Annotated in this window: 12 protein-coding genes; 8 read left to right on the top strand and 4 right to left on the bottom strand. The window is 67.1% G+C overall.

Translation table 11 applies throughout. The features are described from left to right. Position 1 precedes the first annotated feature (1 nt). Positions 2-1,417, top strand: coding sequence for a 2-oxoadipate dioxygenase/decarboxylase HglS (gene hglS / locus A4F85_RS26940; RefSeq protein ID WP_034397069.1), 1,416 nt, complete (start codon positions 2-4; stop codon positions 1,415-1,417). 111 nt (positions 1,418-1,528) lie between these two features. Beyond that, entirely contained in the window at positions 1,529-2,806 is a 1,278-nt protein-coding gene (locus tag A4F85_RS26935) for an aminotransferase-like domain-containing protein (protein WP_063328611.1), read from the top strand. A gap of 109 nt (positions 2,807-2,915) precedes the next feature. Here A4F85_RS26935 and groL read toward each other — a convergent pair whose 3' ends face one another. After that, entirely contained in the window at positions 2,916-4,559 is a 1,644-nt protein-coding gene (gene groL, locus A4F85_RS26930) for a chaperonin GroEL (protein WP_013800679.1), read from the bottom strand. Between the two features lie 46 nt (positions 4,560-4,605). Then, positions 4,606-4,896 carry a co-chaperone GroES gene (locus A4F85_RS26925; protein ID WP_012207457.1) on the bottom strand — a complete coding sequence of 97 codons (291 nt, stop codon included), beginning with the start codon at positions 4,894-4,896 and terminating at the stop codon, positions 4,606-4,608. A gap of 492 nt (positions 4,897-5,388) precedes the next feature. Here A4F85_RS26925 and A4F85_RS26920 point away from each other — a divergent pair, with 492 nt between their 5' ends. From A4F85_RS26920 to A4F85_RS26900, 5 genes are all read left to right on the top strand, one after another. Beyond that, complete coding sequence (locus A4F85_RS26920) at positions 5,389-6,129, top strand: RNA polymerase sigma factor (RefSeq protein WP_082848301.1); 741 nt, start codon at positions 5,389-5,391, stop codon at positions 6,127-6,129. Beyond that, positions 6,126-7,199: a FecR family protein gene (locus tag A4F85_RS26915; RefSeq protein WP_063328336.1), complete on the top strand. Its 1,074-nt coding sequence runs from the start codon at positions 6,126-6,128 to the stop codon at positions 7,197-7,199. The genes A4F85_RS26920 and A4F85_RS26915 overlap by 4 nt, the downstream gene beginning before the upstream one ends. Before the next feature lie 374 nt (positions 7,200-7,573). Further along, positions 7,574-9,979, top strand: a complete 2,406-nt coding sequence (locus A4F85_RS26910) for a TonB-dependent siderophore receptor (RefSeq protein ID WP_231890633.1) — start codon at positions 7,574-7,576, stop codon at positions 9,977-9,979. A gap of 66 nt (positions 9,980-10,045) precedes the next feature. Next, the gene (locus tag A4F85_RS26905; RefSeq protein ID WP_063328334.1) at positions 10,046-11,263 is read left to right on the top strand and encodes an efflux RND transporter periplasmic adaptor subunit; all 1,218 of its coding nucleotides are present in this window, start codon (positions 10,046-10,048) and stop codon (positions 11,261-11,263) included. Continuing rightward, entirely contained in the window at positions 11,260-13,254 is a 1,995-nt protein-coding gene (locus A4F85_RS26900) for an ABC transporter permease (protein WP_231890632.1), read from the top strand. Before A4F85_RS26905 ends, A4F85_RS26900 begins: the two co-directional genes overlap by 4 nt. A 31-nt stretch (positions 13,255-13,285) precedes the next feature. On the opposite strand, the gene A4F85_RS26895 is transcribed toward A4F85_RS26900, so the two are convergent. Then, positions 13,286-13,864, bottom strand: coding sequence for a TetR/AcrR family transcriptional regulator (locus A4F85_RS26895; RefSeq protein ID WP_063328332.1), 579 nt, complete (start codon positions 13,862-13,864; stop codon positions 13,286-13,288). 85 nt (positions 13,865-13,949) lie between these two features. Here A4F85_RS26895 and A4F85_RS26890 point away from each other — a divergent pair, with 85 nt between their 5' ends. Then, positions 13,950-14,417, top strand: coding sequence for a nuclear transport factor 2 family protein (locus A4F85_RS26890; RefSeq protein ID WP_016445466.1), 468 nt, complete (start codon positions 13,950-13,952; stop codon positions 14,415-14,417). Positions 14,418-14,488: 71 nt separating this feature from the next. Here A4F85_RS26890 and A4F85_RS26885 read toward each other — a convergent pair whose 3' ends face one another. After that, a complete protein-coding gene (locus A4F85_RS26885) occupies positions 14,489-14,815 on the bottom strand; it encodes a hypothetical protein (protein ID WP_063328331.1) in 327 nt (108 codons plus the stop codon). Between the last annotated feature and the right edge of the window lie 94 nt (positions 14,816-14,909).

Raw genomic sequence — 14,909 nt, 5'->3', positions numbered from 1 at the left:
CATGTCCTCTACGCCTGCCCACACCTTCGTGCCCTCCGACGAGATCCGCGCACGGTTTTCCAGCGCCATGTCCGAGATGTACCGCGATGAAGTGCCCCAGTACGGCACGCTGATCGAACTCGTGGCCGACATCAATCAGCGCACGCTGCAGGCCGAGCCCGCGCTGCTGGCCCGGATGCAGCGCAGTGGCGAGCTGGCCCGCCTGGGCGTGGAGCGCCACGGCGCCATCCGCGTGGGCACGGCGGCCGAGCTGTCCATGCTGCGCCGCCTGTTCGCCATCATGGGCATGGAGCCCGTGGGCTACTACGACCTGTCGGTGGCCGGCGTGCCCGTGCACTCCACGGCCTTCCGCCCCGTGGGCGATGCGGCGCTGCTGGCCAACCCTTTCCGCGTCTTCACCTCGCTGCTGCGCCTGGACCTGATTGCCGACGAGGCGCTGCGGGCCCAGGCGGGCGCCATCCTGGCGCAACGCAGCATCTTCACCGAACGCGCGCTGGCGCTGATCGCCCAGGCCGAAGCCCATGGCGGCCTGGCCGACGCCGATGCCGACGCATTCGTGCGCGAGGCACTGGAGACCTTCCGCTGGCATAGCGAGTCCACCGTGGACGGCACCACCTACGACGCGCTGCACAAGGCCCACCGCCTGATCGCCGACGTGGTCTGCTTCAAGGGCCCGCACATCAACCACCTGACGCCGCGCACGCTGGACATCGACGCGGCCCAGGCCGCCATGCCCGCACGCGGCATGGACGCCAAGGACGTGGTCGAAGGCCCGCCGCGCCGCGCCTGCCCCATCCTTCTGCGCCAGACCAGCTTCAAGGCGCTCAAGGAGACCGTGCGTTTTGCGGGCGATGCCACGGGCGCAGGCTCGCACACGGCGCGCTTCGGCGAGATCGAGCAGCGCGGCGTGGCGCTCACGCGCAAGGGCCGCGCGCTCTACGACCAGCTGCTGGCCCAGGTGCGCGACATGGGCAGCGCAGGCAGTGCCGCGCCGGACTACGGCAGCCGCCTGGCCCAGGTCTTCGAGGCTTTCCCCGACACCCATGAGCAGCTGCGCCGGCAAGACCTGGCCTTCTACCGCTTCACGCTGAGCGACGAGGGAGCCGCCCTGGCCGCAGGCGAGGCCGCAGCGGCCGCCGCGTCGGACCTGGACGCCCTGATCGCCCGCGGCCTGGCCCAGGCCGAGCCCATCGTCTACGAAGACTTCCTGCCCGTGAGCGCGGCCGGCATCTTCCAGTCCAACCTGGGCGGCGAAGAGCAAAAGCAGTACGCGGCCCATGCGGCCCAGCAGGCCTTCGAGGCCGACCTGGGTGCCCGCGTGCATGACGAGATCGCGCTGTACGAGCAGGCCCAGCAGCGCTCCATCGACCAGCTGCGCAGCGCGCTGCGCGGCCAGGCCACCAAGGTCGCCGCATAAGCGCCGACCCGGGCTGAGCCCGCCACCGTTGATCCCCTTCCCCGGGGCGCATGCACAGGCGCCAGGCCTGCGCGTGCGCCCCTTTGTTTTTGCCATTTGCCGGAGGCCTTCATGAGCACCGCAGACCAGGGCGCGTCGTCGCCCACCGCCCATCTGTTCAACCCGCTGTTCGCACAGCCCGAAGGCTCGCCGATCCGCGAGCTGTTTCCCTACCTGAGCCGTCCCGGCATGCTCTCGCTGGCCGGAGGCTATCCATCGCCCAGCCTGTTCGATGCCGAAGGTTTGCAGCAGGCCGCCATGGCCGCGCTGCAGCAGGATGCCGCCACCAGCCTGCAGTACGGCGCCAGCGAAGGCCAGCTTGCGCTGCGCGAAGCCCTGGCCGCGCTGTGCGCCACGCGCGGCATTGCCTGCACGCCGGCCGACATGATCGTGACCACGGGCTCGCAACAGGCCTTCGACCTGCTGGTCAAGGTGCTGGTCGAGCCCGGCGATCCGGTGCTGGTCGAGGCGCCCGCCTACCCGGCCACGTTGCAGACGCTGAAGCTGGCCCAGGCACAGGTCGTTGCCGTGCCCACGGATGAGCAGGGCCTGGACACCGAGGCCCTGGCCCGCCTGCTGGCGCAGTGGCCCCATGCGCGTGTCCCCAAGCTGCTCTATACCGTGCCCAACTTCTCTAACCCGGGCGGCACCCTGCTGCCCGCGGCGCGGCGCACGGCCCTGGTGGCGCTGGCGCGCCAGCATGGCTTTGTCATCGTCGAGGACGACCCCTATGGCGAGCTGCGCTTTACCGGCCAGCGCGAACCGTCGATCTACGAAACGGGCCTGGCGCTGTGCGGCGCCCAGGCCAATCCCGTGGTCTACCTGTCCAGCCTGTCCAAGACCGTGGCGCCTGCGCTGCGCATCGGCTGGATGCTGGCCGATGCCCAATTGCTGCGCCGCTGCACCATCGCCAAGCAGACGGCCGATCTGTGCACCTCGCCGCTGGCGCAGATGATCGCCGCGCACTATCTGCGCTCGGGCCGCTATGCGCCCCAGCTGGCCCAGGCCTGCGCCGAGTACGCGGCGCGCATGGATGCGCTGTGTTCTGGCATGCAGTCGGCGCTGGGCGATCAGATCCGCTTCGTGCGGCCTGCGGGGGGCATGTTCGTCTGGGCCCAGCTGCTGCCGCCGCAGCGGCTTGCGGGCGATTCCCAGGCCCTGGCCCGTGCGCTGTTCACGGCAGCGGTGGAGCAGGGCGTGCTCTATGTGCCGGGCAAGGCCTTCTTCCCGGCCGATGCGGCAGACAAGGCCGGCCTGTGCATGCGCCTGTCGTATGCGGCGCCCACCGTGCCCCAGATCACCGAGGCCGTGGCCCGCCTGGGCCGAGCCTGGGGCCAGGCCGTGTCCTGAAAGACATAGGCAAAAGCGTTCATGCAATGACAAAGGCCGCCCGAGGGCGGCCTTTGTCTTGCTGGGCGAACCGGGCATGGCGCAAGGCCTGCCCGGTTGCGGAGGGCAATTACATGCCCATGCCGCCCATGCCACCCATGCCGCCCATGTCGGGCATGGCAGGGCCGCCTTCAGCCTTGGGAGACTCGGCGATCATGGCTTCGGTCGTCAGCAGCAGCGATGCCACGGAAGCGGCGTTCTGCAGGGCCGTACGCGTCACCTTGGTCGGGTCCAGGATACCCATTTCCAGCATGTCGCCGTAGGTGTCGTTGGCAGCGTTGAAGCCGTAGTTGCCCGAGCCGTTCAGCACGGCGTTGACCACCACCGAGGGCTCGCCACCGGCGTTGGCCACGATTTCGCGCAGGGGCGCTTCGATGGCCTTCATGATCAGCTTGATGCCGGCGTCTTGCTCGGCATCGCCGGTCTTCAGGTCGCCCACGGCTTGCTTGGCACGCAGCAGAGCCACGCCGCCGCCGGCCACGATGCCTTCTTCCACAGCAGCGCGGGTAGCGTGCAGGGCGTCTTCAACGCGGGCCTTCTTTTCCTTCATTTCGACTTCGGTGGCAGCGCCAACCTTGATCACGGCAACGCCGCCAGCCAGCTTGGCCACGCGCTCTTGCAGCTTTTCGCGGTCGTAGTCGCTGGTGGCTTCTTCGATCTGGATGCGGATCTGCTTGACGCGGGCTTCGATTTCAGCAGCTTGGCCAGCACCGTCGATGATGGTGGTGTTTTCCTTGCCGATTTCGATGCGCACTGCCTGGCCCAGGTCTTCCAGGGTCACCTTGTCCAGCGCCAGGCCCACTTCTTCAGCGATGACCTTGCCGCCCGTCAGGATGGCGATGTCTTCCAGCATGGCCTTGCGGCGGTCGCCGAAGCCAGGAGCCTTGACAGCCACAACCTTCAGGATGCCGCGGATGGTGTTGACCACCAGCGTTGCCAGGGCTTCGCCTTCGACGTCTTCTGCAATGATCAGCAGGGGACGGCCGGCCTTTGCCACGGCTTCCAGCGTGGGCAGCAGGTCACGGATGTTGCTGATCTTCTTGTCGAACAGCAGCACGAAGGGGTTGTCCAGCAGGGCAACCTGCTTTTCAGGGTTGTTGATGAAGTAGGGCGACAGGTAGCCGCGGTCGAACTGCATGCCCTCGACGACGTCGAGTTCGTTGGCCAGCGACTTGCCTTCTTCAACGGTGATCACGCCTTCCTTGCCGACCTTGTCCATGGCTTCGGCAATGATGCTGCCCACGGATTCGTCGGAGTTGGCGGAGATCGAGCCGACCTGGGCGATTTCCTTGGAGGTGGTGGTGGCCTTGGATTGCTTCTTCAGCTCTTCCACCAGGGCGGCGACAGCCTTGTCGATGCCGCGCTTGAGGTCCATGGGGTTCAGGCCGGCGGCCACGTACTTGGTGCCCTCGCGGACGATGGCCTGTGCCAGCACGGTGGCGGTGGTCGTGCCGTCACCGGCGATGTCGTTGGTCTTGGAGGCCACTTCCTTCACGAGCTGGGCGCCCATGTTCTGCAGCTTGTCCTTGAGTTCGATTTCCTTGGCGACCGAGACACCGTCCTTGGTCACGGTGGGGGCGCCGAAGGAGCGCTCCAGCACCACGTTGCGGCCCTTGGGGCCCAGGGTGACCTTGACCGCATTGGCCAGGATGTTCACGCCTTCAACCATGCGGGCGCGTGCTTCGCCGCCGAAAACTACGTCTTTTGCTGCCATTTCAATTCTCCGGATTCAGTTGGAAAGTGCGGTTTCGAAGCGCGGATTACTTTTCGACGACTGCGAACAGGTCGTCTTCCTTCATCACCAGCAGTTCGTCGCCATGGACCTTGACGGTCTGGCCGCTGTACTTGCCGAACAGAACGCGGTCGCCGACCTTCACGTTCAGAGCGATCACTTCGCCCTTGTCGTTCTTCTTGCCGGGGCCCACTGCCAGCACTTCGCCCTGGTCGGGCTTCTCGGCGGCATTCTCGGGGATCACGATGCCCGAAGCCGTCTTGGTTTCGTTCTCGAGGCGCTTCACGATCACGCGATCGTGCAGGGGACGCAGGTTCATACCAACTCCTAAATCATCAACAAAGTTGAAACAAAGACTTGCCGGCCCGGCGGGCCGGCATTCGAAGCAATGTGGGACAGAGGACTGTTAGCACTCATACCCAACGAGTGCTAATAATAAGGCAATTCGGCCAGGATTCAAGGGGTAGGGTCGATGTGCCGCAGTGTGTAACGACGCCTCACATGCTTTTGCGCCACGGATTCCCGGTGGGTGTTGGCTCATCGCTCGGCCAGCACTATGGCAAGACGTGGCATCTGCGGAGCCCGCGCCGATGGAGTTCCTGCGGCGCGCCGCTGGGGGCCAGAGTCTTGGTTGAGGGATGTCCAGGCGCTAGAATGGGAATGAATCTCATTCATCAATTCATGCGATCTGCGCACATGTTCAGGGCGCCCCTCCCCGTCGTTGTCCATCCGATGCGTGGGGCCCCCGGCGCCACGGATCGGTTGCCCATCTGCGCGTTGTGCCTCACCTCCAGACTTTCATCACTGACGAATGCAGTGCCCTTGCGGGTTCACGGTCGGCTGCTGCATTCCTCCCGGGCGCAAAGGCCAGGGGATGAAACGCAATCCGGTCTCCGCAGCGCGGGGTGAGCCGATACCTGGGCGCCAGACTCCAGAGGCTCCCCTGGTTGCGCTCTATACGCGTTGGCGCACGCCTGTGATGCGCATGTTGCGCCGACACTTTCGAACCACTGCAGCGGTCGAGGACGCGGCGCAGGAAGTGTTCGCGCGGGTGGCCGCCACGGGCAGGAATCTCGAGCCCGGGCAGGAGCAGCCCTATCTGCGGCAGACCGTGCGCAGCGTGGCGGCACGCGACTGGGAAAAGGGCCCGGAGGCGCACGGGCTCCAGAGTGTTCCGTATGACGACTGCCAGCAAGAGCTGCTTGCCATCTCTGCCGAGGGCTTCGGAGACACCGAGCGTCAAGCCGAGAGCCGCCAGCGGCTGACGCGGCTGCACGAGGCGATCCAGGAACTGCCGCCGCGGCAGCGCGAAGCCTTCATTCTTCAACGGATCGAGGGGCGCACCGTTGAGGAAACCGCCGATTGCATGGGGATCAGTACACGGATGGTGGTGAAGCACCTGGGCCGGGCCGTCGGCTATTGCGAGACGCGCATCCTGTTCGCAAGTGCCACTCAGATGAGGCGCCTGCAGGCCCTGCAGGGCACACTGGACGCCGAAGAAGACAACGACGACGAATGCGCCGCCCCACCGGCGCAGGGCAAAAGAGCATGAGCGCAGAGCCAGGCCATTCCCGGTTGCAGGACCTCCCGCCCGAGCAGGTGCTTGGGCTCAACCATCGCGCGGGCGAGTGGTATGTGCGTCGCCAGCAGCCCGGCTGGTCGGGCGCGGACGAGCGCGCTCTCGACGAGTGGCTGGCGCAGGACCCGGCCCATCGCGAGGCCATGGACGGTGTCGGCCGCGCCTGGCGTGAAGCGGAGCAACTCAAGGCCATGTTCCCGGCGGTCTACGGGAGCAACCCGCCAGCGGCTGCCGCCCGCGAAGCGCCGCGCGCCGGCAGGCCGGCGCCGCAGCCAAGCAGTGCTGCAGGGGCCGCGGACCGGCCGCGCAGACCCGCCATGGCATCGGCCTTCGCCGCAGCACTGTTCGCCGTGGTCGCCGCCGGGTACGGCTGGCACCGCTGGGACAACACCGCCAGCTATGCGGTCGATATCGCCACCGCTCCCGGCGAACTTCGCCGCATCGACCTGCCCGATGGATCGCAGGTGGCGCTCAATGCCAACAGCCGACTTCAGGTGCGCTACTACCCCCGCCGGCGCGAAACCGTACTCGACCAGGGCGAGGCCTTCTTCCAGGTCGCGGCGGATGCCGGCAAGCCCTTCACCGTGGACAGCAGCGGCAGCCAGGTGCGCGTCGTCGGCACCGCATTCAATGTGCGGGCAGGCCCGCCGGAATTCGTGGTGCAGGTGCAGGAAGGGCGCGTCGAGGTGCGCTCAAAGACCCATCCCGAAGCCCCCGTGCTCGCCATGGGCCCGGGTGCGGGTGTGGCCATCGATCCCGCCAGCGGGCGCCGCCGCAGCCTTTCAGTGGCAACGCAAGACGTTGCGCAATGGCGGACCGGGCAGATCTACTTCAAGCGCGCCACGCTTCGGCATGTGGCGGATGAACTGTCGCGCTACCTCGGCCAGCCGGTGGAGATAGAGAGCCCTGCGCTCCAGGCCGTGACTGTTTCGGGCCTGCTTGCGCTGGAGGAGCCGGAACGCTTCCTCCTGGCCCTGCCCAGCGTAGCCAGCGTGCGCGTGCAGCGGCGCGCCGAGGGTGGCTGGCTGATCGGTTCTCGTTGAGATACAAATTGTTTCATTCTGTCGGGTTCTCTGGTTTTGCCTTTTCCTGCTTCTTCATGGGTAGGGGCGAGGAATTTCTGCGCCCCGGGGCTGCCAGCCACGGAAATGAGCAATCACCGCTTTCTGATTGATTCCCAGCCAACGGCCGCAAGCAAGCGGCATCCCCGCGCAGTTGGCTGTCCTTTACGCCCCCGCCTGATCTGGCAAGCGGGCGTACCCGCCTTCCTGCCCTGGGCCTGCCGTCGTCGTACGCACAAGGAATCCAGGAGCTACAGGTCATGTACCAAGGTCAGTCGAGGGAACGTTTCGAGAACAACAATGGGAAGCTGGCCGCGCACCGTGCGCGGTCTGTCCGCACACAGGAGTGCGGCCCTGTGCTGCGGCCCAGCCTGGTGGCGGTGCTCGTGTCGGCAGCGGTAGCCGTGATGGCCGTCAGCCCCGGCGAGGCGCTGGCCCAGCCCGCCGCCTCCATGGAAACCCGCCAGCCCTTTCACATTGCGGCCCAGCCCCTGCTCGAAGCCCTCAAGGCATTTGGCCGCCAGACGCAAGCGCAGGTGCTCTTTGATGACGGGCTGGTCGAAGGGCGCCAAGGCGCAGCAGTCAGCGGCAATCTCAGTGCACGCGAAGCCTTGGCAAGACTGCTGGCTGGAACGGGCTTGGCCGCCGTCAGCACGCAGCCCGGTACCTTCACCATCCAGACAGCAGCGGCTGCGGCTTCCAAGGTGACTTTGGCGGAAGTGACGGTGACGGCGCAAGCCGATGCCAATGGAGCGACCGAAGGCACCGGCTCCTACACCGCGGACCGGGTGCGCACTGCCACCAAACTGGACCTGTCCATCCGCGAGACGCCGCAATCGGTCAGCGTGGTGACGCAGCAGCAGATGCGCGATGCCAACATGCAGTCACTCGACGACGTGACCGATGCCCTTGTGGGTGTCACCTACAGCCAGCTGGGCACCGAGCGCTCGTACTTCTATTCCAGAGGCTTCCAGGTCACGGACCTGCAGATCGATGGCCTGTCCACCAGCATGGCCGAGAGCTTTTCGGCCGACGCCATGTCGCTCAACAACATGGCGATCTACGACCGGGTGGAGGTGGTGCGCGGCGCCAACGGCCTGCTCCAGGGCTCGGGCAACCCGTCGGCCGTCATCAACCTGGTGCGCAAGCGGCCGACGCGCGAGTTCCAGATGAGTGCCGAGGTCGGCGCCGGCTCCTGGGCGGACTACCGGGCGCAGTTCGACGTATCCGGCCCGCTCAATGCCCAAGGCACCGTGCGCGGCCGCGCCGTGCTGCTCAACAACCAGTCCAACAGCTTCAGGCAGGGCGCCGAGGCCGACAACCGGATGCTCTACGCCATCGTGGAGACCGACCTGGGCGCCGCCACGACGGCCAGCCTCGGCTTCAGCGCGCAGCGCGACAACCACCAGGGCTACGACTGGGGCGGCTTCAACACGCGGGAAGATGGCTCGTTCTACCCCCTGGACCGCTCGGCCTCGCAAGCAGGTCCCGACGCGCACCTGAACCGGGACAACTACACCGTCTTCGGCGACGTGAAGCACCGCCTGGGCAACGGCTGGAACCTGGCCGCCGCCTTCAACGCGGTGCGTTCCAAGGCCAGCTTCGTTGCCAATTACCCCGCACGGATCTCGGGCGACAGCCATGCCCTGACCTGGGTGGACGCGGAGTACACCGACAAGCAGTTCGCCTTCGACCTGCATGCCACAGGCCCCTACACCCTGTTCGGCCGCCAGCACCAGCTCATGCTGGGCCTGAGCACGCGCAGGGACAACTTCGACTACGACATCTACGCGCCCCGGGGCTCGCAGACGATAGACGTCACCGGCTTCGACTTCTCCTCGATCCGGGTGCCGGGCTTCAGCAGCACGCCCTCCGTCTATGCGCTGGAGCGCAACGAGAAAGGCGCTTCCATCGCCACCCGCCTGCGCGCCACAGAGGCGCTGAGCTTCATCGTCGGCAGCCGGTTGAGCTGGTCGGACTATTCCTCCCGCAGCCCGTACACGACCGCCTCGTTCGACTCCGGCCGGCAGTTCATTCCGTATGCGGGCGTGGTCCATGACCTGAGTCCTGCGCATGCGCTCTACGCCAGCTACACCGACATCTATTCGATCCAGCAGTACTACAGCCCGAGCGGCCTGCTCGACCCGGTGAAGGGCAAGAACTACGAAGCCGGAGTGAAGAGCCAGTTCTTCGACGGCCGCCTGCAAACTGCGCTGGCCGTGTTCCAGACCGACCAGCTGAACCTGCCGGTGGCCCTGAGCATGGCCTCGACCTGCGGGCTCAGTGGCGGCGCCCGCTGCTACACAGAGGGCGCCAAGGTACGCAACCGTGGCATCGACCTGGAGGTCACGGGCTCGCCCGCACCAGGCTGGAACGTTGCCGCCGGCTTCACCTTCAGCGACCCGAAGTACGTGGCCGGCCCCAATGCGGGCAAGCACTACAACACCACCTTGCCGCGCAAGGTCTTCAAGCTGTCCACCGACTACCGCCTGCCCGGTGGACGGTGGCGTGTGGGCGGCAGCGTGCAGGCACAGAGCGCCATGTCGCACGACGGTGCCGGGTTTCGCATCCAGCAGGGCGGCTACACGCTGCTGAACCTGCATGCGGGTTACCAGTTCACCAGCCGCCTGCGGCTGCAGGTGAACGTTCGCAACGCACTGGACAAGCACTACTACCAGACCATCCCGACCAACAACAACTACGGTGGCGTCTTCGCCGGCACGCCACGCAGCTTCGCGGTGACCCTGCGCTATGACTACTGACCGGCGGGACGGAAAGCACGACGACATGCGCCGTAACGCCACATCGAGTTGCGAGGCTGCCCGGTGATGCCGCCGCACTCCACGCAGCGCCGGTGGCGGCCCGGCGCGGGCAGGCTCGCCCTGGCGATCCTGATTCCGGTGGCCGCTGCCGCGGGTTGGCTCCTGCTGCGGCCGGATTCATCGCCGCGATGGCAGACGGCCACGGTCGGCCGCGGCGACATCGAATCGAGCGTCGCGGCCATCGGCACCTTGCAACCCGTGCGTTCGGTGGACGTGGGCGCCCAGGTATCAGGCCAGATCACCCATATCCACGTGCAGCCGGGCGATACGGTCCGCAAGGGCCAGTTGCTGGCCGAGATCGACGCCAGCGTGCTGGCGGCCACCGTGGAGGCCGGACAGGCCCGGATTGCCAGCCTGCGGGCCCAGCTGAACGATGCACAGGCCCAGGCGGAGCTGGCCGGCCAGCAGTACAGCCGCCAGCAGCAGATGGCGCGTGATGGAGCCACCCGGCTGGAGGACGTGCAGACGGCCGCTGCCATGCGGCGCTCGGCGCGGGCCAAGGTGGCGCAGTACGAGGCCACGATTCGCCAGACGGCGGCCAGTCTGCGCGCCGACGAGGCGCGGCTGGGCTACACGCGCATCTACGCACCCATTGAAGGCGTGGTGACAGGCATCGACGTCAAGGAAGGCCAGACGCTGAACGCCACCTACCAGACGCCCGTGGTGCTGCGCATTGCCGACCTCTCGCGGATGACGGTGTGGACCGAGGTGTCCGAGGCCGATATCCGCCATGTCAAGGTGGGCCAGGCTGCCTACTTCACCACGCTCGGAGGGGACAGGCGCCGATGGAGCGGCAAGGTGCGGCAGGTGCTGCCGGCCCCGCCCGTGCAATCCGGTGCCGGTGCCGCCGGTGGCAGCGGCGCTGCTGCGGCGCCCGCCATGAAGGCCGTGCAGTACACCGTGCTGTTCGACGTGGACAATCCCGACGGCGCCCTGATGCCGCAGATGACGGCCCAAGCTACCGTGGTGGCTGCGGCGGCCCAGGGGGTGCTTGTCGCTCCGCTGGCCGCCTTCAAGACCGCCAGCGACCTCCACACCGACAAGACGCACGAGGTCCGCCTGCTTGCCGAGCGGTCACCCGACCAGGTCGTGGAAGTCCGCCGTGTGCGTCTGGGCGTGAGGGACCGCCTTCAGGCGGAGGTGCTGGAGGGGCTGGCCGAAGGGGACCGGATCATCACCGGTGAGACGGCCCCGGCCGCAGGCCCCAGGAGATTGCGGTGGTGACCCCGCTGATCGAACTGCGGGGCATCCGCAAGCGCTATGGCGGCGCCACCACGGGGCGCCCCGTGGTGGAGGTGCTGCACGGCATCGACCTGGCCATCCATGCCGGGGAATTCGTCGCCATCGTCGGCCAGTCCGGCTCGGGCAAGTCCACGCTGATGAACCTGCTGGGCTGCCTGGACCGGCCGAGTCAAGGCACGTACCGCTTCAACGGCCGTGACGTGGCCGACCTGGTTGCCGACGAGCTGGCCTGGCTTAGACGCGAGGCCTTCGGCTTCGTGTTCCAGGGCTACCACCTGATCGCCACCGACTCCGCGCAGGAGAACGTGGAGATGCCGGCGATCTACGCCGGCAAGACCGGGGCCGAGCGCGCAGAACGTGCAGGCGCGCTGCTGGGACGCCTGGGGCTTGCCGGCAAGCTGCACCTGCGGCCCAACCAGCTGTCCGGAGGACAGCAGCAGCGCGTCTCCATCGCCCGGGCGCTGATGAATGGCGGGCGCATCATCCTGGCCGACGAGCCCACGGGCGCGCTGGACAGCCAAAGCGGCGCCGAGGTCATGGCACTGCTGCACGAGCTGGCGGATGCCGGCCACACCATCATCCTGATCACCCACGACCGCGAGGTGGCGGCACAGGCCCGGCGCGTCGTGGAGATCCGCGACGGGCGCATCGTCGGCGACGTCCGGGAAGGCCGCGCCGCGACAGGCCGAGCCGCGTCAGGCCAGGCCGCGTCAGACCTCGCGCTCGCCGCCATCCCCACACCCGGCGCGGCACGGGCGCGGCTGGAGCCGGGCACGCCGCTGCTGTCGGACCTGCGCGAGGCGCTGCGATCGGCCTGGCGCTCCATGCGCATCCACCGCTCGCGCACCGCACTGACCTTGCTGGGCATCGTCATCGGCGTGGCCTCGGTCATCGTGATGCTGGCCGTTGGCATGGGAGCGCGCGAGGATGTGGTCGCGCGATTGGGCGCGATGGGCTCGACCGTCATGTACATCAACAACCGCCCGCCACCGCAGGGTGGTCCGCAGGGCGTGACGACCCTGGCCGACCTCGAAGAGATGGAGAAGCTGCCGGAAGTGGCGCACGCCATGCCCGTGGCGCGCGACCCGGCCATGCTGCGACATGGCAACTTGGCCTGGCAGGCGGACACCATCGCGGCCACCCATGCATGGCCGTCCATCCATCACTGGCCGGTGGCAGAAGGCCGGTTCTTTACCGAGGCGGAGGACGAACAGCTCGCGCCGGTAGTCGTGATCGGGCAGAAGGTGCGCGAGCGGTTCTTCGAAGATGAATCGCCGCTGGGCAGGCAACTTCTCATCGGCAATACACCGTTCCAGGTGGTCGGCGTCATGGCTGCCAAGGGCGCCGGCGATGGCGGCAGTTCGCAAGACGACCTGGTGGTGGTGCCCTACCGCTCGGGCATCCTGCGCGTTTTTCCGAACGGCCGCAGCTTCGATCCGCACTACACGGTGGTCCAGGCGCGGGATTCGTCGAGCGTGCTGCCGGCGCAGGCGGCCATCGAGGCGTTGCTGCGCTTGCGCCACGGACGCGAGGATTTCTTCGTCGCCAATGCGGCCGCGCGTTTGCAGGCGCAGGCACAGGCCCAGGATTCGATGACGACCATGCTCAGCCTGATCGCCGCCGTGTCCCTGCTGGTGGGCGGCATCGGCGTGATGAACGTCATGCTCATGGCGGTGAAGGAGCGCACGCGCGAGATTGGCATCCGCATGGCGACCGGGGCGCGCCAAAGGGACATCCAGCGACAGTTCTTCACCGAGGCCGTGCTGGTGACCATGGTCGGCGCAACCGCCGGCGTCGTGGCGGGGGTGGCCATCGGGGCGGGTCTCATCGTCTGGGGCAGCGAACTGGTCTTCTCGGCGAGAGCCATGCTGCTGGCCTTCGGCTGTGCGGTGGCGACGGGCCTGGTGTTCGGCTTCATGCCGGCCCGGCAGGCGGCAAGGCTCGATCCTGTCGTTGCGCTGGCAGGGGAGTAACGAGGCCCGGTGCGGAACTTGCGCAACCTCCTCAAGACCCGGGGCGGCTCACAACCCCCTCGGCCGCTGCCTTGAAGTTCTCCATGACTTCATCGATCGGCTGACCCATCTGCGCATGGACGATGGCGCCGTCCGCCACCAGGGTGAGCGCAGCGCCCACGGACACGGGATGGCCACCGAACAGGCGATCCAGCACGGACGACATTTCCTGCTTGTGCCGCCGGACCGTTGCCAGGATCTCAGGGTCGGACGAGCCCAGTTCGGCAGCGGCATTGAGAAAGGCGCAGCCCCGAAAGTCGGGCTGGCCGAACCAGCTCCTGAGGGTGGCGGACAGAGCATCCAACGCGGACGAGCCCGTCGCGGTCGCCTGCGCCAGGCTGGCCTGGAACCAGGAAATCCACCGTTCATGGCGGTAGTCGAGGTACGCCCGGATCAGGTCGTCCTTGCTGGCGTACTGGCGGTAGAAGGTGACTTTGCTGACCGACGACCGCTCGATGATCCGGTCCACGCCCGTGGCCCGGATGCCCTCTGCGTAGAAGAGGCGATGGGCGGCCACCAGGATGCGCTCGCGGGGAGGCAATGACTCGAAGGATGGCTCGGGAGTTTTCATGAAGACATTGTAGACAGATCGTTCCACCTCCGTTAGAGTGGCGCATGTAGACAGATCGTTCTACATTTTTTCAAAAGGTCACATCATGGAAACTCGCCCACCCCTGCCCCCGTTCTCTCTCGCAAGCGCCGTCCAAAAGGTCCGTCTGGCCGAGGATGGATGGAACACACGCGATGCGGCCAAGGTCGCGATGGCCTATACCCCCGACACGAAATGGCGCAACCGGGCGGAGTTCGCCAACAGCCGCGCCGAGGCCCAGGCCCTTCTTGAGAGAAAGTGGAAGAAGGAGCTGGACTACCGGCTGATCAAGGAGCTTTGGCTGTACGCGGAAAACCGGATCGCGGTCCGCTACGCCTATGAGTGGCACGACGATGCCGGGAACTGGTTCCGGTCGTACGGCAACGAGAACTGGGAATTCGAGGCCGACGGTCTCATGCGCCGGCGCTTCGCATGCATCAACGACATGCCCATCCAGGAGTCGGAGCGCAAGTTCCACTGGCCGCTGGGCCGTCGCCCCGATGACCACCCCGGGCTGTCCGACCTGGGCCTGTAGGCAAAGCCCCGGGCCACGTCCCCAGGCAGCCAGCCGCTGCGGCGATGGCCTGGGCGGGGAGGAGCTCCGCCTTACCGACTCAACGCCTTGCGGACCTCCGCCTGAAACGCCTCGCCGTTGCGAAGGCGCAGGTACTCCTGGTATGCGGCCCGATATTCCTGCGTTTCGACTCCGTAGGAGATCGATATCTCCGCACGGCGGTCCAATCCGGCGCGGCGCCAGAGGGCGAGATCGGCGATGACTTCGGCGCGGGAAAGCGCTGCGTCCGATGTGGCTGCCGAGGCGTCTTGCGGCTGCGAATGGGCTGCGAAGCAGGTCGAGAAGGCGATGGCCGCAAGCGCCGGCTTCAGGATGCGTGCGGCTGCAGCAACGGTGGGGGAGGGGGTTGTGTTTGACATGGTTTGACAGATGGAGTGGGTGGAGCCGGGCCATGGCTTCGGCCGCCTGCTTGGGCAGGTCGCCTGGGCCGCATGTCCCGCAGGGGTGTTCGGT

The sequence above is a fragment of the Delftia sp. GW456-R20 genome (assembly GCF_001622915.1).
Taxonomy (GTDB): Bacteria; Pseudomonadota; Gammaproteobacteria; order Burkholderiales; family Burkholderiaceae_C; genus Comamonas; species Comamonas acidovorans.
The sequence above is the reverse complement of the archived record's forward strand: the minus strand, read 5'-3'. Positions and strand labels throughout refer to the sequence as shown.

Coding starts and splice junctions, on each gene's coding strand:
- hglS (WP_034397069.1), top strand. CDS start 2: ATGTCCTCTACGCCTGCCCACACCTTCGTGCCCTCCGACGAGATCCGC.
- A4F85_RS26935 (WP_063328611.1), top strand. CDS start 1,529: ATGAGCACCGCAGACCAGGGCGCGTCGTCGCCCACCGCCCATCTGTTC.
- groL (WP_013800679.1), bottom strand. CDS start 4,559: ATGGCAGCAAAAGACGTAGTTTTCGGCGGCGAAGCACGCGCCCGCATG.
- A4F85_RS26925 (WP_012207457.1), bottom strand. CDS start 4,896: ATGAACCTGCGTCCCCTGCACGATCGCGTGATCGTGAAGCGCCTCGAG.
- A4F85_RS26920 (WP_082848301.1), top strand. CDS start 5,389: ATGCAGTGCCCTTGCGGGTTCACGGTCGGCTGCTGCATTCCTCCCGGG.
- A4F85_RS26915 (WP_063328336.1), top strand. CDS start 6,126: ATGAGCGCAGAGCCAGGCCATTCCCGGTTGCAGGACCTCCCGCCCGAG.
- A4F85_RS26905 (WP_063328334.1), top strand. CDS start 10,046: ATGCCGCCGCACTCCACGCAGCGCCGGTGGCGGCCCGGCGCGGGCAGG.
- A4F85_RS26895 (WP_063328332.1), bottom strand. CDS start 13,864: ATGAAAACTCCCGAGCCATCCTTCGAGTCATTGCCTCCCCGCGAGCGC.
- A4F85_RS26890 (WP_016445466.1), top strand. CDS start 13,950: ATGGAAACTCGCCCACCCCTGCCCCCGTTCTCTCTCGCAAGCGCCGTC.
- A4F85_RS26885 (WP_063328331.1), bottom strand. CDS start 14,815: ATGTCAAACACAACCCCCTCCCCCACCGTTGCTGCAGCCGCACGCATC.